The organism is Burkholderiales bacterium (assembly GCA_035560005.1).
Taxonomy (GTDB): domain Bacteria; phylum Pseudomonadota; class Gammaproteobacteria; order Burkholderiales; family Eutrophovitaceae; genus DASRFY01.
Genome location: DATMAN010000075.1, coordinates 12,647 through 30,182 on the forward strand (window position 1 = coordinate 12,647; position 17,536 = coordinate 30,182).

Genomic DNA, 17,536 nt, shown 5'->3' on the forward strand with positions numbered 1-17,536 from the left:
CAGCAGCGGCATGGTTCCGGCGCGAGCGGGTTCTTCCGATGCGAAAGTCGCCGCAGATGCTCGCATGCCCGGCGGGGTGGCGCAACTTCGCCGGGCGCGAAGGCCGGGCACGCGCTGCGCCGGCCATCGCATCCGCGACGCGTTCCGGAACGCGGGGCGGGCGCGGCTATAATGCGTCGCGAAAATGACGTTCCTCCGCGCCTTCCTGCGCCGTCTGAACGCGCTGCTGCGCCATTCGATCGAAGGGCTGGCGCGGCGGCTCAAGACCAATTTCTATCTGTACCTCGCGGCGGTGTTCAGCGCGCTGATCGTGGCCGATGCGATGACCCTGCGGGCGGTAGTGGACATGCGCCAGCAGACCTATGATGCGATGGTGCGACTGCGGCTCATCAAGCCCGAGCCGGATCCGGATATCGTGATCGTGGACATCGATGAGCGCAGCCTCGCCACGATGGCCGCAGACTACGGCCGCTGGCCATGGCCGCGTCAGGTGCTGGGCGAATTCGTCGAGAAGCTCGAGGAGCAGGCACCGCGCGCGATCGTCTTCGACATCCTGTTTTCCGATCCCGACGTTTTCAATCCGGACAGCGATGCCTACTTCAACGAGGTGATTGCCCGGACCAACAACACCTTCTTCCCGATGCTGCGCCTGCCGCCGGAAAACGATCGCTTGTCCGAGATGCGCCCCGACATGATCCCGGGCGCGCAGCGCGTGGAAGAAACGGCCGCCTCGGACGGCACCGTGGCGATCGTCCTGCCGTTCTTCGAAGCGGTGCAGGCGAGCGCGCGCCTGGGCACCAACAACATCTATCCCGACCGCGACGGCATCGCGCGGCGCTACCGCCTGTGGCACGACGTGCATGGCTGGCGCCTGCCTTCGCTTCCCCTGCGTGTAGCCCAGTCGGCCTGGGCGAGCGCCGGTGCGCCGCAGGACATGCTGCTGAACTGGCGCGGCAAGCCGTTCACCTATCGTTACGTCTCGTTCAGCGACGTGTTTTTCGACTTGCAGAAGAAGAAGCGCGCGCGTCCCGCGCAAGAGTTTCGCAATCGCATCGTCATCATCGGGTCCACGGCACCCAGCCTGTTCGACATCAAGGCGACCTCGGTGGCGCGCGCCTTTCCGGGGGTCGAGATCCTGGCCACGGCGATCGACAACCTGCGGCACCGCGACTGGATCCGCACGCCGGCTTCGCCCTGGCCCAACGTGCTGATCGCGCTGCTCATCGTCTGGGCCACGGGGATGGCGCTGTATCGCAATCCGGATTCGGACCGTTTCGACCGCGTGTTCGGACTGTCGCAGATCGGTCTGCTCGGATTCTCCTATGCGAGCATCAACTTCACTTCCTACTTTCTCAACCTGGCGGGACCGGTTTTCATCGGCTTGCTCTACTTCTCGGTGGCGCGCGCGTATGCCGCCGCCACGGCGCGTGCGTTGGAGAAAAGCGCGGTGGCGCGCACGCTGGCGGGCGAAGGCAGCGGTGCCACCCTGATGCTGATCCAGCTGCAGGCGCCCGACGGCGCGGTGAGCGCAGGCCTGCTCAGGCGGCTGCGCAAGGCGCTGGGTTCGATCGGTTCGGAACCCAGGGACGTCGAGCTGATCAAGGGGCGCCAGCGCGGCGTGTGGGGGCTGTTCGACGGGACGCTGGTGCTGACCTGGGCCTATCCCGGCAGCGATGCACACCGGCGCGCGCGGGTCGAGGCGGATGTGGCAGCCTTGCGCGAGCGCCTGCCGGAACTGGTGCAGCGCCTGGCCGTCAATGATGAAGCGATCGCCGCCGTCGTGGTGCGCAACGGCACGCTGGGTACGGGCGATCGGGAGACGATGCGGACTCGCTGGCGCGCGCTGCTGGGCGATGCACTGCGCGATGCCGCTCAGATCGTGGAACCGGGAGCAAACGCATGAAGCGATGGAAATGGCGGCTGGTCGTGGTAGGTCTGCTGGCGGCGTTGCCCGTTGGCGCGCAGGAGGCAGGAGTGGCGCTAAAAGACGACAGGTTGCGCGCCGAGCCCTACGCAGACGCCAAGGAGATCGGCCATCTCAAGAAAGGGGCGCAAGTCATCATCGTCAAGCGTTCCGGTGGTTGGTATCAGGTCAAGAGCGGTAGCCAGCAGGGCTGGATCCGAATGCTGTCGGTGCGCCGCGGCAGCGCCGGGAAGACCGATGTGGCCAAGGAAGTCGGCGGTGTGACCGCACTCGCCTCGGGACGCGCGGGCACCGGACAAGTGGTTTCCACCACCGGCGTGCGTGGCCTTTCGGAAGAGGAATTGAAGGGCGCCAAGTTCAACGCAGCCCAGCTCGCGAAGGCGCAGTCGTACGCCACGTCGGCCGAGGACGCCCGGCGCTTTGCCGCGCAGGGCAAGCTGGAATCCCGGTCCGTCGCTTATCTGCCGGATCCAGCCCAGACGGCCACGGCACCGGCGGGAGGCCGGCGATGAGAATCCTTGTCATTGCCTTCGCTGTTCTGTTTGCCGCGTCCCCGGCTCCCGCGCGAGACCTGCGCGACATCCTGAAGGAGCTCAAGACCCAGACGCAACCGAGCGAGCAGGCGCCGCCCAAAGCCGCGGCCGAAGGGGCGCGGCCCGGGAACGAGGGCAACCTGCCTGCCATTGCGCCTTTCGGGAAGGTGCCGGTAGAGGACGAGATCAAGATCGGGCAGCAGATCGCCGGCAGCCTGCTCGGGGCCGCGCCGCTGGTGGAGGATGCCGCACTGCAACGCTACGTCAACCGCGTCGGGCGCTGGCTCACGCTGCACGGCGAGCGTCCCGATCTGCCCTGGACTTTCGGCGTCATCGATTCGACCGATGTCAATGCTTTTGCCGCGCCGGGCGGCTATATCTTTGTGACCAAAGGCCTTTACGCCCTGCTGCGAGACGAGGCGGAGCTGGCCGGCGTGCTGGCGCACGAGATCGCCCACGTGACCCAGAAGCACCACCTCAAGGTCATGCAGCAGAGTCAGTTGATCAGCGCTGGCAGCCAATTGCTCGGGAAGAAACTCGCCAAAGACGAAAGGGCGCGGGCGCTGATCGGCAGCGGCGCCGAGATCATGGCGCGCGGGCTCGACAAATCGGCGGAGTTCGAGGCCGATCGCATGGGGGTGGTGCTGGCCACCCGGGCGGGCTACGACAGTTTCGGGCTGCCCGCCGTGTTACAGGAGATCGGCCAGGCGGCTCAAAATGCCGGGTCGGTGGCGCTGCTGTTCAAGACCCATCCGCACCCCGATGAGCGCTTGACCAAGTTAAGCGAGGCGATGGGCAGCCGCTTTGATGCAGTGCCAAACGGAAGAAACCTGGCCGAGCGATTGCATGTTTTGAAATGACGCGCCGCCGGTGGCATTGCGGTCGACAAGTTGTGTTTGCGAAGATCAGAACAGCAGCATAGAATCCCTGCAAAACAGACAATAACAACGAATTCTTAAGATCAGCCACAAGAAAAGCCGCTGGCGGCGGTCCGGCAGCGATTTGGGGGAAGGATCTCTTGAAGGTCAACCCATTTGAGCGGGTGCTCAAGCGGCCTGCGCCTGCGCAGTCCTTGCAGGGCAGCGACGCGTGGTTCCGCGCGCTCGTTCAAAATTCTTTCGACATCATCACGATCCACGACGCATCAGGCGTGACGGTGTACGAATCTCCGGCGGCCTCGCGCATTCTGGGTTATCCGCCCGGTTCGCTGCTCGGAAAAATGCCGTTCGATACCGTGCATCCCAAGGATGCGCAGCGCGCCCGGGAGGCATTCGAATCCCTCGCGCGCGGCGAAATGCCTCCACCCATCGAGCTGCGCTTCCGCCACGCCGACGGTTCCTGGATCTGGCTCGAAGCGCTGGGCAACAACCTGCTCGAGCATCCCGGCGTGCGCGGAATCGTGTTGACCTCGCGCGACATCACCGAGCGCAAGCGCGCGGAGGAGCGCGCGCAGTATCTGGCGAACTACGACGTGCTGACCGGCCTGCCGAACCGTTTCTTGATGCACGACCGGCTGGCGCAGGCGTGCGCGCAGGTCTCGCGCAACAGCGCGCGGGTGGCTGTCATGCACGTGGACCTGGACCGCTTCAAGGTGGTCAACGAGACGCTCGGGCATTACGTGGGCGACGCAGTGCTCAAGCAGGCTGCGGAGCGCCTGAAAAAGGCGTGCCGGGAGGGCGACACGGTGGCGCGGGTGGGCGGAGACGAATTCACCATCGTGCTGCCCAACGTCACCGCCGTGCAGGGGCTCTCGGCGTTCGCCGACAAACTGCTCGCCGCGCTGTCCAGGCCTTTCCCCGGCGATGGGCAGGAACTGTTCGTGTCCGCCTCGGTGGGAATCAGCCTTTATCCCGACGATGCACGGACCGTGGACGAACTGATCAAGCACGCCGACGCGGCGATGTACCGGGCCAAGGCTACTGGGCGCAACCACTACCAGTTCTTTACCCGCGAAATCAACGACAAGGTCCAGGAGCGTCTGCTCATGGAGGGCGGGCTGCGCCAGGCGCTGCAGCGCGAGGAGTTCCGCGTCGTCTACCAACCCAAGATCGACCTCGCCACGCGCGAGGTGATCGGCGCGGAAGCGCTGATCCGCTGGTTCCATCCCAAGCTCGGCATGGTGGGGCCGTCGCGCTTCGTGCCGGTGGCGGAAGACTCCGGCATGGTCGGGCAGATCGGCGAATGGGTGCTGCGCACGGTGTGTCGTCAGATCCGCCAATGGCAGGACGGCGGCTGGACAATGCCGGTTGCGGTCAACGTCTCGGCGCGCCAGTTCCAGCAGTCCGACCTGGCCGATCTGGTAGTCAGCGTCTTGTCGGAGACGCGAGTGCCGGCTTATCTGCTCGAGATCGAGTTGACCGAAAGCGCGGTCATGCACGATGCCGAAGCCTCGGTGGTCGCGCTCGAACGGCTGAAGCAGTTCGGCGTGCAGATCTCGATCGACGACTTCGGCACCGGCTACTCCAGCCTTTCCTATCTCAAGCGCCTGCCACTAGACGTGCTCAAGGTCGATCAGTCCTTCGTGCGCGATATTTCCTCGGACCCCAACGACGCGGCGATCGTGCGCGCCATCATCACGCTGGCGCGCAGCCTCGGAATGAAGGTCACTGCCGAGGGCGTGGAGACCGAAGCGCAACTGGCGTTTTTGAACGCCTACGGCTGCCACTATGCGCAGGGCTACATGTTCGGACAGCCGATGCCGGCCGAAGACTTCGCGCAGTTCGCCCGCCGCGCAGTCCGGGTCTAGAGCTGCGCAGGCCGAAGAGCGAAACTGCAAGACACGGAAAGCAACAAAGACTTGGCGGCAACTCGAGTCCGACGCACGGTGAAGCCATCGGCGTACTGGTCGTGCTCTTTGCGTCGAAATTTCCGGATTCGACTCTTGTCCGGTGCCTTGTTCGTGCCTTCGCGTTTCGCTCTTGAGGTTGTCGGGGTCTTGCCGGGCATGAGAGACCCGAAGTGACTCCCAGAATCCTCGCGTTTGCCGGCAGCCTGCGCGCCGGCTCGTTCAACAAGAAGCTGGTGCGCATCGCCGCGGAGGGCGCCCGCGCGGCCGGCGCCGAGGTGACGCTGCTCGATTTGCGCGATCTGCCCATGCCGATCTACGACGGCGATATCGAGCGCGAGCAGGGGTTGCCGCCGAACGCCAGGACCTTCAAGAGCTTGTTGATCGACCACCACGGCGTGCTGCTCTCGACGCCCGAATACAACTCCCAGTACCCGGCGGTACTGAAGAACGCGATCGACTGGGCCTCGCGCCAGGAACCGGGCGATACTCCGTTGATGGCGTTCAAAGGCAAGATCGCGGCGGTGATGTCGGCCTCTCCCGGCGCGCTGGCCGCGCTGCGCAGTCAGACGCTGGTGCGCTCGCTGCTGCTGTATCTGGGAATGGTCGTCGTGCCCACGCAGATCGGTGTCGCGCGTGCCGCCGAAGCTTTCGACGAGGCCGGGCGGCTGAAGGACGAGAAACAGCAGGCCGCCATCGAGGCGCTAGGTGCCGAAGCCGTACGCTACGTCCGTGCCCTTTACCCGACGTCTCGCGCGTCTTGAGTTCCTGCGGTATCGTTGCGCCGGAACAGCCAAGGAGGCACTCATGCGATTGCCCACGATGCTCGCCTTGCTGGCATTCGCCGCGCTCGCTCACGCCGAGAACTGGGTGGAGGTAGGTGCGGACACCGAGGCCAGGTTCTATGTCGACATCGATTCGATCGAAGTCGACCGCGAGACGGTGCGTTTCCTCAAGCGCGGCGTCTATACCCATACGCTCACCGAGAATTTCGGCGGTCACAAGACGTCCTTCAAGGAGACGGTGGGGACGGTGGAGATCGATTGCGGCCGGCGCATCAACCGGGTCGTGCAGATCGACATGATCGGAGACAACGGGGAGGTGGTCTGGTCGTCCGGGCGCATGAGGCAGCGCACGTGGGAGGAGGTGCGGCCCAACTCGCATGGCGAAGCCACGCTCGACTACGTCTGCCGCAGGACCGGAAGTTGACAAAAAAACGGCCGCCTTTCGGCGGCCGGTGGTCCCGACACAAGGGAGGAGTGCCGGGAGCAGAAATCTGCCGGGGAGGGCGGGACACAGCGCCCCGCAAAGCGCCGCCCACGAAGGACTGCGCCAGCTCCCGAACGCGGGCGTGTCGTGCAACGACACCGCCCGTCTCGAACGCGCGCAGCATACGCCATTTGCATAGCTGGCGCACGACCGCGGAGCTTCCCGGGCAGCGCCGGGAAGCCTCCCGCCGCATGGCCGGCCCTGCTTCGATCGGAGGACACAAGTTGCGAGGCACCCTCTTCTGCCTGGTCACCGCGCTGGCTGCGGCCTTGTGGAACGCTGCGGCGTGGGGCGCGAAGGTCGAGTCCTTTGCGCCCCAGGGCGAGGTCAAGGGGGTACGCCAGGTCACCGCCCGGTTCTCTGCACCGATGGTGGCGCTGGGGGACCCGCGGCTTCCGGCGCCGTTCGAGATCGACTGCCCGGTACCCGGCACGTCGCGCTGGGCGGATCCGCGCCACTGGGTCTACGACTTCGAGCACGATCTGCCGGGGGGCGTGCGTTGTACGTTCACGCTGCGCCCTGACCTGGCGGCGCTGGACGGCGAAGCGGTGGAGCGCGCCGAACCTTTTGCATTCTCCAGCGGCGGCCCGGCGATCCTGCAGACGCTGCCCGGGGAAGGCGCGACAGTGGACGAGGAGCAGATCTTCATCCTCGGACTGGACGCGTCCGCCCGCAAGGAAACGGTGGCAGCCAATGCCTTTTGCGATGTGCAGGGCGTTACCGAACGCGTGCCGGTCGAATTGATCGAGGGCGAGCAGCGCCGGACGCTGCTCGAGGCGCGCAAGGATTTCATCGGACGGTATCTGCAGTCGGTCAGGCGCGGCGCGCGCTCAGCCGGATTGCCGATCGACGACGAGCGCTCGCCCATCCTGGCGCTGCGCTGCCAGCGCCGGCTGCCCAACGATGCCCAGGTGCGTCTGGTCTGGAGCGCGGGCATCGAATCGCAGTCGGGGGTTGCGACCTCGCAGGACCAGGTCATCGCCTGGCGCGTGCGGGAAAGCTTCGAGGCGAAGTTCTCCTGCCAGCGCGCAACCAAGGATGCGCACTGCCTGCCCATCTTGCCGATGCGCCTCTTGTTCACCGCGCCGGTGGCGCGCAGTGCCGCCGAGAGAATCGTGCTCAAGGGCGCCGGCACGGTGATCCGCCCGAGCCTCCCCGACGCACAGGCCGGCGGCGCCTATGTCGAGGGCGTGACGTTCAACGGTCCGTTTGCGGAGCGCGCCCAGTACACCCTCGAGTTGCCCTCCGACCTGACCGATGACGCCGGCCGCCGGCTGGCGAACCAGCGGCGCTTCCCGTTGACCGTGCGTACCGACGAGCATCCGCCGCTCGCCAAGTTCGCCGGCCGCTTCGGGATCGTCGAGCTCAATGGGGACGGCCTGCTGCCGGTCACGCTGCGCAATCTGGAGGCCATGGTCGAAGCGCGCACGGTCAAGATCGGCAGGCAGGAAGACGCACGGGCGCAGAGCGCCGATCGCGCCGACCAGGCCATCAACTGGTTGCGCAAACAGCTCGAGTCCGCACGAGGCGAAGAAGGCGCAGTCGTGCCGGGCGCCTATTCGCGCATCGCCGACGGAGACGTGATGGCGATCGTGCGCTGGATGCGCAAGCTGCGCGAGTTCGAGCACGACCGCTGGCGCTGGGACGACAAGGCCCAGGAGAACATCGCCGAGTATCGGGTGGGCGAGAAGAGCATCTTCGGAGACCAGGACAAGACCCGGCGCATTCATGTGCCCAAGCCGCAGGGCGCGCGCGCGTTCGAAGTGGTGGGCATCGCGCTCAAGCGCCCCGGTTTCTACGTCGTGGAGCTGGCCAGCCCCCGTCTGGGTGCGGCGCTGCTCGGGGAGAAAAACAAGCCGTACTACGTGCAGGCTGCCGCGCTGGTCACCAACCTCTCGGTGCACCTGAAATGGGGACGGGAGTCTTCGCTGGTGTGGGTGACCGCGCTGGACAGCGGCAAGCCGGTGCCCAAGGCGCTGGTGGCGGTACAGGACTGCGCCGGAAAGGTTTACTTCCGCGGCGAGACCGACGCGCTCGGACGCGCGCGCATCGGCGCGCTGCTGCCCGAACCGGAGCGCCTGCCGGCCTGCCTGGAAAACTGGGACCGGCAGCTCGTGGCCTCCGCGCGCCTGGGCGAGGATCTCGGGCTGGTGTTCTCCAACTGGAACGAAGGCATCGCCAACTGGCGCTTCAACCTGCGCAGCGGCAGCTGGCAGGGGCCGTTCATCGCCACCACCGTGTTCGACCGTACGCTGCTGCGCGCCGGCGAAACCGTCGGGATGAAGCACTATTACCGCCGCCATACCCCGAAGGGCTTTGCCTACGCGCCGGTCGACCAGCTGCCGAAGAAGGCGCTGATCCAGCACGTGGGCAGCGACGAGAAGTACGAACTGGCGCTGAAATGGGATGCGCGCAACATCGCGGAAAGCACCTGGACCATTCCGGCCGCGGCGAAGAAGGGCGTGTACCACGTGCTCATGACCGACACGCTCGACACGCGCCCGGGCCGCGGGCCGGCCACCCGTCTTTCCGGCACTTTCCGCGTCGAGGAATTCCGCGTTCCGCTCATGAAGGCGCAGCTCAGCGGGCCGAAGCAGCCGCAAGTGCGGGCTCAAGCGGTCGATCTCGATCTGCATCTGCGCTACCTCGCCGGCGGCGCGGCGTCCGGCGCGCCGGTGAAGGTGCGCGGCGTGGTGCGCCCGCGCGCCGTGAGCTTCCCCGCGTTCGAGGGTTTCGTATTCGCCAACGGGCGCGTAGCGCCCGGCATCGAGCGCACACCGTCCGAGTGGGACGCGATCGACTTCGAGTCGGTCGAGGTCGACGAAGAAGAACCGGTTGCGGCGCCCCGGGACGGTGCGCGACCGCTCAGGGCACAGTCGCTGCAGCTCGACGCGGCGGGCAGCGCGCGCGTGAGACTGGGCGGGCTGCCCCCGACCGACCAGCCGCAGGAACTGGCTGCGGAGATGGAGTACACCGATCCCAACGGTGAGATCCTGACCGTGGCGACTCGCGTGCCCTTGTGGCCTGCGCGGCTGGTCGTCGGCATCAAGCCGGATGCATGGGCGCGATCGAAGGAACAGTTGAAGTTCCAGATGGTCGTGCTCGATCTCAATGGCAGACCGATCAAAGGGCACAAGCTCAGGGCCGAGCTGTACCTGCGCCAGCCGTTCGCGCACCGCAAGCGGCTGGTCGGCGGCTTCTACGGTTTCGAGAGCGGTGCGCGGATCGAGAGAATCGCGGGCGGCTGCGAGGGCGTGTCCGACGCGCGCGGGCGGGTGTTCTGCACCGTTGCGCCGCAGGTGTCGGGCAACGTGATCGTGCTCGCGCAGGCGCGCGACGGCGCCGGCAATGTCGCGTACGCCAACGCTTCGGCCTGGATCGCGGGAGAAGGGCAGTGGTGGTTCGACGTATCCAGCGACGATCGCATCGACGTCATTGCCGAGCGCAAGCGCTACGAGCCCGGAGAGTCCGCGCAACTGCAGGTCCGCATGCCGTTCCGCGAGGCGACCGCGCTGATCACCGTGGAGCGCGAAGGCGTGCTCGATTCGTACGTGCAGCCACTCTCGGGCACGAGCCCGGTCGTCAGGCTGCCGCTGAAGGCCCATTACGCGCCCAACGTCTTCGTGTCCGTCCTGGTGGTGCGCGGCCGCCTCGGCGATGTCAAGCCCACGGCGCTGGTGGATCTGGGCAAACCCGCGTTCCGGATGGGCACGACGGAGGTTGAAGTCGGCTGGCGCGCCCACGAGCTCAACGTCCAGGTCAAGCCCGAGCGCGACGCCTACAAGGTGCGCGAGAAGGCGAAGGTCGCGCTGCGGGTCACGCAGAAAGCGGGCGGCAAGCCGGCCGCGGGAGCCGAGGTCGCTGTGGCGGTGGTGGACGAAGGGCTGCTGGAACTGCTGCCGAACGATTCCTGGAAACTGCTGGAAGCCATGATGCGCCCGCGCGGCACCGAGGTGCAGACTTCCACCGCCTCCATGCAAGTGGTCGGCAAGCGTCACTACGGCCGCAAGGCCCTCGCGCAAGGCGGCGGTGGAGGGCGCGAGGCGGCGCGCGAACTGTTCGACACGCTGCTGCTGTGGAAGGCGCGGGTGCCGGTGGATGCCAAGGGCAACGCCACCATCGAAGTGCCACTCAACGATTCGCTGACCGCGTTTCGCGTGGTGGCTGTCGCGGACGCGGGAGCGGGCCAGTTCGGTACCGGGCAGGCGAAGCTGCATACCACCCAGGACTTGCAGATCCTCTCCGGCCTGCCGCCGGTGGTGCGCGAGGGCGACCGCTTCGAGGCGCGCTTCACCCTGCGCAACGCCGCTGCGCGCGAGATGAACGTCAACCTCGTCGCCAGGATGAACAACAGGTTGCTGCCAGCCGCCGATGTGATGCTGAAGGCGGGCGAAGCGCGCGAAGTGCTCTGGGAGGTCGTGGTGCCGGCCGGGCCCAAGTCGCTGGACTGGGAAGTCAGCGCGACCGAGCGCGACGCGGCCGGTGCGGCGTCCGGCGACCGGCTGCGCGCTTCGCAACGCGTGGCCGAAGCGGTGCCGGTCGCGACCCTGCACGCTTCGCTCATGCAGCTCGAGGACAGCCTCGCGGTTCTGGTGGTGCCCCCGGCGAACGCGCTGCCCGCGCGCGGGGGTGTGCGTATCGGCTTGCGGCCCAGGCTGGGCGACGAGCTGGGCGCGGTGCGCGAGTACATGCAGCGCTACGCCTACACCTGCCTCGAGCAGAAGATCTCGCGCGCGGTCGCGCTGCGCGACGCCGAACTCTGGTCGCGCGCGATGAAGGAGCTGCCCGCTTACCTGGATCGCGACGGGCTGGCGAAGTATTTCGCGCAGGAGCGTCTGGGCAGCGATACGCTGACCGCCTATGTGCTGGCGATCGCGCACGAGGCCGGCTGGCCGGTTCCGGACACGGCGCGGGAGCGCATGAGCGCCGGGCTGCGCGGCTTCATCGAGGGGCGGGTGCTGCGCGACTCGCCCTTGCCCACCGCCGACCTCACGATCCGGAAGCTTGCCGCGCTGGAAGCGCTGTCGCGCAGCCAGCCCGTGGATGCCTCGCTGCTCTCGACCATCGCCATCGAGCCCGACCTCTGGCCCACCTCGGCGGTGATCGACTGGTACGGCGCGCTCAGCCGCAACCAGTGGCCGCAGCGCAGCCAGTGGCTCGCGCAGGCCGAGCAGATCCTGCGCTCGCGGCTGAACTTCCAGGGCACGACGATGGGATTCGCCACCGAGCGCAGCGACTATCTGTGGTGGCTGATGGTCTCCGGCGATGTCAACGCCAACCGCGTGCTGCTCGCCTTCCTCGATCACGAAGGCTGGCGCGAAGACATTCCGCGGCTGGTGCGCGGCACTTTGAATCGCCAGCAACAAGGACGCTGGAACACCACCGTGGCCAACGCCTGGGGCGTGCTGGCCATGGAGAAATTCTCCGCCCGGTTCGAGCAGGACACGGTGTCGGGCACCACGACTGCCACGCTGGCCGGCGAGACGGGCGTGGTCGACTGGTCGAACAATGCGCAGGGTGGAGCGCTCGATCTCGGCTGGCCGCGTACCGAAGGCGGGCTGACCATCACGCACGAGGGCGGCGGCAAACCGTGGGTCACGGTCCAGAGCCGGGCCGCGGTGCCGCTCGCCGCCCCGCAGGCCAGCGGTTTCCAGGTGAAGAGAACCGTCTCGCCCGTGACCACGCGCCAGCCTGGCGCGCTTTCCCGGGGCGACACGGTGCGTGTGCGCCTGGAGATCGAGGCCCAGTCCGACGTGACCTGGGTGGCGGTGGAGGATCCGCTTCCCGCCGGGGCGACGATCCTGGGCCGGGGCATCGGCGGGGACTCGCAGATCCTGGCTTCCGAGGACCGGGGCACCGGTTTGGTCTGGCCGGCGTTCGAAGAGCGGACTTTCGAGGCTTTCCGGGCCTACTACCGCTTCGTGCCCAAAGGTGCATGGGCGGTCGAGTACACGGTGCGGCTGAACAACGCCGGGCGCTACCAGCTGCCGCCTACGCGGGTGGAGGCGATGTATGCGCCGGAGATGTACGCGATGGTGCCAAACGCGCCGCTGACCGTGGGCCCGTGAGGCGGAAAGCAAGAGGCGTGAGGCGGAGCAGCGGCAGCAAAGCACGACAGGCACGCGCAGCGAATCGGCGCGGGCGGATTCTCTCGCGCATGACGTGCCTCGTCGCGCACATCGGCTTGCGGCGCCGGTGGTGGCTTCTCATCACGCGTTCGCCCCTGCTTGCGCTGCTGCTCGCGGCCAGCGACCTGCCCGCGGCTATCCCTTCCTTTGAGCAGGCGAAGGGCGGCTGGAAAAGCACCGAAGGCGTCCTGCTCGACCGTCACGGGGAACCGATCCATGGGCTGCGCGTGAACGATCGCGGCCGGCGGCTCGACTGGGTCGCGCTGGAGCGCATCTCTCCGGCCGCGATCGAGGCAATCGTGCGAGCGGAAGACAGGCGTTTTCATCGCCATGCGGGCGTGGACTGGCTGGCGCTGAGCGACGCAGCGCTGGATACGCTGTTCTCCAAAATGCGCGGCGCCTCCACCATCTCCATGCAGCTGGCCGCCCAGCTCGATCCGGCGTTGAGACCCAGGGCCGGCCAGCGCTCGCTCGGCCAAAAATGGAACCAGATCAAAGCGGCCCAAGCGCTGGAGAAAGCCTGGAGCAAGCGGCAGATCCTGGAGGCCTATCTCAATCTGTCCACTTTTCGCGGGGAACTGCAGGGGATCGCCGCCGCCGCCAACGGGCTGTTCGGAAAGGACCCGTCTGGCATCACGGAGGCCGAGGGATTGTTGCTGGCGGCGCTGCTGCGCGGCCCGAACGCGGCACCCGAGCAGGCGGGCCGGCGCGCCTGCGCGATCGCCGCCGCAATGCAATCGACGATCCCGTGTGCGCGCCTGACCGCGGCCGCTCATGAAGCCCTCGGCGTGCGCCCGGTGGTGCGCCCGACGGTGGAGCTGGCGCCCCACGTGGCGCGGGCGCTGCTCTCGAAAGAGCGGCCCCGGGTGCAATCGACGCTCGACGCATCCCTGCAGCGTTTCGCGCTCGAGACCGTGCAGCGCCAGCTCGCCGACCTGGCGCATCGCTCGGTGGGCGACGCCGCCGTGCTGGTGGCGGACAACCGCAGCGGAGAAGTCCTGGCCTATGTCGGCAATGCCGGCAACGGCGCCAGCGCGTTCTATGTCGACGGCGTGCGTGCTCCACGCCAGGCAGGATCCACCCTAAAGCCTTTCCTGTACCAACTGGCGATCGAGCGGCGGCTGCTCACCGCCGCTTCGCTGATGGAAGATTCGCCGGTCAATTTGGTCACGCCCACCGGCCTGTACGTCCCGCAGAACTACGACCGCGAGTTCAAGGGGACCGTGAGCGTGCGTACGGCGCTGTCCGCTTCGCTCAACGTGCCCGCGGTGCGCGCGCTGATGCTGGTGGGCACCGATGCTTTTGTCGAGCGCCTACGTGCCCTCGGTTTTTCGGACATCACCGAAGAGGGCGACTTCTACGGCTATTCGCTGGCGCTCGGATCGGCAGAGGTCAGCCTCTGGCAGTTGGCCAACGCCTATCGTGCGCTCGCCAACGGCGGTCGCTGGTCGCCGCTCATGCTGGAAAAGGGCAAGGCGCGGCCTTTCGCCGTGGCGGATTCGGGTGCGTCCTATGTGATCGCCGACATCCTGGCCGATCGGCTGGCGCGCAGCCCGACCTTCGGGCTGGACAGCCCGTTGGCCGGCCGGCACTGGGCCGCGGTGAAGACCGGCACCAGCAAGGACATGCGCGACAACTGGTGCGTCGGATTCACGGAGCGCTACACGGTGGCGGTGTGGGTGGGCAATTTCGACGGCAGTCCGATGCGCGACGTGTCGGGCGTGACCGGCGCGGCGCCGATCTGGCTGGAAGTGGTGAACTTTCTCCATCGCCATTCCCCCTCGCTCCAACCGGCCTCCCCGACGACCGTCGCGGCGCGCCAGGTTCGCTTCGAGCAGGACCTCGAGCCGCCGCGCCGGGAACTGTTCCTCGCGGGCACCGAGCTCACGCGAGTGGCCGCCAAGTCGCCCGAGTCGATGCGGGTGGCGATCGCTTACCCGGGCAACGGCACCCTGATCGCGCTGGACCCGGATATTCCGGCCGCGGTGCAGCGCGTGCGCTTCGTGATCCGCCCGGAACGGCCGGGGTACGCCTGGCGTCTGGGTGACGAGGAGATTCGCACCGAGCCCGCGTGGTGGCGTCCGCGTCCCGGCACACACCAGTTGGTGCTGCTCGATCCGGCCGGCAACGAGGTCGATCGCGTCCACTTCGAAGTCCGCGGCGACCTCCCCCGGCAGGAAGACACCGCGCGCCGGCGCGCTGAGCCCTGAGCCCTCGACCGCGCGGGCTGCCGAATAACGTCTCCAAGGAAAGCTTGTCTTTTGGAAGCCGGGGGCTATGTTTATACGAGAGGGCTCTGCGCCCTGTCCGCAGACAAGGAGGAGCCATGCCAAGTCAGACGCTATTACAACGGGATCAATCCCAAGTCGCGGTCCAGCCCGGAAGTTTCCGGGTCGAGCGGCCCGAGACACGGGCCGATGTCGTGGCGATGATCGAGCGCAACCGCATCCAGATCGTCGATCTCAAATTTACCGATCTGCCGGGGCTCTGGCAGCACTTCTCGATCACCCTGCCGGAAATCAACGACAGCCTGTTCGAGGACGGCATCGGATTCGACGGCTCCTCGATCCGCGGTTTCCAGGAAATCCACGAATCCGACATGTTGCTCAAGCCCGACCCGTCCACCGCCTTTGTCGATCCGGTGTGCGAAGTGCCCACGCTGTCGATGATCTGCGACGTGGTCGACCCGGTGCTCGGGCAGCCCTACTCCCGCGATCCGCGCTACGTGGCGAAGAAAGCCGAGACCTATCTGCGGGGCACCGGGATCGCGACCACGTGCTACTTCGGACCGGAGCTCGAATTCTTCATTTTCGATTCGATCCGTTTCGGACAGGACCAGCACAGCGGCTACTACTACGTGGAGTCGGCCGAGGGCGAATGGAACTCCGGCCGGGACGAAGGTGCCTTCGGCGGCGGCAACCTCGGCTACAAGCCGCGCTACAAGGAAGGTTATTTCCCGGTGCCGCCGCACGATACGCTGCAGGACATCCGCTCGGAGATCGTGCTGGCGCTGATGCAGGCCGGCATCCAGGTCGAGGTCCATCACCACGAAGTCGCCACCGCGGGACAAAACGAGATCGACATGCGCTTCGCCACGCTCGTGCGCATGGCCGACAACGTCATGGTCTACAAGTACGTGTGCAAGAACGTGGCGCGCAAGCACGGCAAGGTGGCGACCTTCATGCCCAAGCCGATCTTCGGCGACAACGCGAGCGGCATGCACTGTCACCAGAGCCTTTGGAAAGACGAATCGAACCTGTTCTTCGACCCCAAAGGCTGGGCGCTGACGTCCCAGTTGTGCCGCTGGTATATCGGAGGTCTGCTGCAGCACGCCCCCGCGCTGATGGCGTTCTGCGCGCCGACCACCAACTCCTACAAGCGCCTGGTTCCCGGCTACGAAGCGCCGGTGAATCTGGCGATGTCCCAGCGCAACCGTTCCGCGGCCGCGCGCATTCCGATGTATTCGGATGCTCCGACCGCCAAGCGCGTGGAATTCCGCTGCCCCGATCCGTCGGCGAACGCCTATCTCGCGTTTGCCGCGATGCTCATGGCCGGCCTGGACGGGATCCAGAACCGGATCGATCCGGGCGACCCGCTGGACAAGAACATCTACGATCTTCCTCCCGAGGAAGCGAGAAAGGTACGCCAGGTTCCGGGCTCGCTGGAGGAGTCGCTGAAGGCGCTGGAGGACGACCACGGCTTCCTGAAGAAGGGCGATGTATTCACCGACGACGTGATCCAGACCTGGATCGAGTACAAGCGCCGCCGCGAAGTCGACCCCGTGCGCCTGCGTCCGCACCCGTGGGAGTTTTACCTCTACTTCGACGTATGATTGCGCGTTAGCGCCCGCGAGGCGTGCTCCGCGCGCGGACGAAGCCAGGAAAATGAAGCGGGTCACGGCGATCATCCGGCCCGTTGAAAAATGTCACAGGGGGAGGAAACAGTGATCCAGCGTTGCCTGCTTGTCGCGTGCGCGACGGCCATCTTGCTGGCCGTCCCGGTCAATGACGCGGCCGCTCAGACCGTGCGGCTCAACCGGATGATCGAGTTGTGGGAGAGCGGCAAACCGGCGTTTGGAAGCTTCGCCCGGTTCCGCGACGCCGACGGTGCGCTCTACTACGCCGCTTCGGATCTCGACTTCGTGATCTTCGATACCGAGCACGGCCCCGCCGACTTCACGCAGCTGCGCACCTTCCTCCAGTTCATGGTGGACAAGGCCCAGATCCTGAAAAAGGGAAACCTGCAACCCAACGTCACGCCGCTGGCGCGGATTCCGTCCAACGGCGGGGAGCGCAACCAGTGGGTCATCAAGCAGGTGCTGGACCTGGGCGCGATGGGACTGATGTCGCCGCACATCCGCAACGTCGAGGAAGCCAGAGCGCTGGTCGCGAATTCACGCTATCCGCAGAAGGCGGGCGCGGCCGACAACGATCCACCGGGTGAGCGCGGTGTCGCGCCGGCCAACGCCGCGCGCTACTGGGGGATCCCGGTGGCGGAATATTTCGAGCGCGCCGATACCTGGCCGCTCGACCCGAAGGGGGAAATCGCCGCCATCGCCATGATCGAGAGCGCGGAGGGCGTCAGGAACGCCCGTGCCATCCTGCGCGAAGTGAAGGGTATCGGCGCGGTGTTCATCGGCCCGAACGACCTGTCGACTTCGCTCGGCTATCCCGGGCAGATGGACCATCCGGAAACCGAGAAGGCGGTTCAGCAGGTACTGGCCGCCTGCAAGGAGTTCGACGTGCCCTGCGGGATCCTGGTCAACAGGGGCAATATCGAGAAGCGTGTGAAGGAGGGTTTCCGCTACCTCGTCGTCTCCGGCACGCCGGGCGAGATCGAAGAAGCGGTGCGCAGCGGCAAGAAAGCCGCCGGACGCTGACGCGCGATCCGCCGGCCG

At 66.8% G+C, this 17,536-nt stretch carries 10 protein-coding genes; all 10 read left to right on the forward strand.

The features are described from left to right. The first annotated feature begins 184 nt into the window (after positions 1-184). A complete protein-coding gene (locus VNM24_11465) occupies positions 185-1,903 on the forward strand; it encodes a CHASE2 domain-containing protein (protein HWQ39205.1) in 1,719 nt (572 codons plus the stop codon). Further along, positions 1,900-2,436: an SH3 domain-containing protein gene (locus VNM24_11470; protein ID HWQ39206.1), complete on the forward strand. Its 537-nt coding sequence runs from the start codon at positions 1,900-1,902 to the stop codon at positions 2,434-2,436. The genes VNM24_11465 and VNM24_11470 overlap by 4 nt, the downstream gene beginning before the upstream one ends. Beyond that, complete coding sequence (locus VNM24_11475; GenBank protein ID HWQ39207.1) at positions 2,433-3,317, forward strand: M48 family metalloprotease; 885 nt, start codon at positions 2,433-2,435, stop codon at positions 3,315-3,317. The genes VNM24_11470 and VNM24_11475 overlap by 4 nt, the downstream gene beginning before the upstream one ends. Positions 3,318-3,475: 158 nt before the next feature. Beyond that, the gene (locus VNM24_11480) at positions 3,476-5,203 is read left to right on the forward strand and encodes an EAL domain-containing protein (GenBank protein ID HWQ39208.1); all 1,728 of its coding nucleotides are present in this window, start codon (positions 3,476-3,478) and stop codon (positions 5,201-5,203) included. 212 nt (positions 5,204-5,415) lie between these two features. Next, entirely contained in the window at positions 5,416-6,006 is a 591-nt protein-coding gene (locus tag VNM24_11485) for an NAD(P)H-dependent oxidoreductase (GenBank protein HWQ39209.1), read from the forward strand. A gap of 43 nt (positions 6,007-6,049) precedes the next feature. Then, positions 6,050-6,451 (forward strand): surface-adhesin E family protein, encoded by a 402-nt coding sequence (locus VNM24_11490; GenBank protein ID HWQ39210.1) that lies wholly within the window; start codon positions 6,050-6,052, stop codon positions 6,449-6,451. 284 nt (positions 6,452-6,735) lie between these two features. After that, positions 6,736-12,579 (forward strand): MG2 domain-containing protein, encoded by a 5,844-nt coding sequence (locus tag VNM24_11495; GenBank protein HWQ39211.1) that lies wholly within the window; start codon positions 6,736-6,738, stop codon positions 12,577-12,579. Positions 12,580-12,668: 89 nt separating this feature from the next. Next, complete coding sequence (pbpC, locus tag VNM24_11500; GenBank protein ID HWQ39212.1) at positions 12,669-14,849, forward strand: penicillin-binding protein 1C; 2,181 nt, start codon at positions 12,669-12,671, stop codon at positions 14,847-14,849. A 116-nt stretch (positions 14,850-14,965) separates the two neighbouring features. After that, entirely contained in the window at positions 14,966-16,471 is a 1,506-nt protein-coding gene (gene glnA, locus VNM24_11505; GenBank protein HWQ39213.1) for a type I glutamate--ammonia ligase, read from the forward strand. 111 nt (positions 16,472-16,582) lie between these two features. Then, the gene (locus VNM24_11510) at positions 16,583-17,518 is read left to right on the forward strand and encodes an aldolase/citrate lyase family protein (GenBank protein ID HWQ39214.1); all 936 of its coding nucleotides are present in this window, start codon (positions 16,583-16,585) and stop codon (positions 17,516-17,518) included. Positions 17,519-17,536 lie beyond the last annotated feature (18 nt).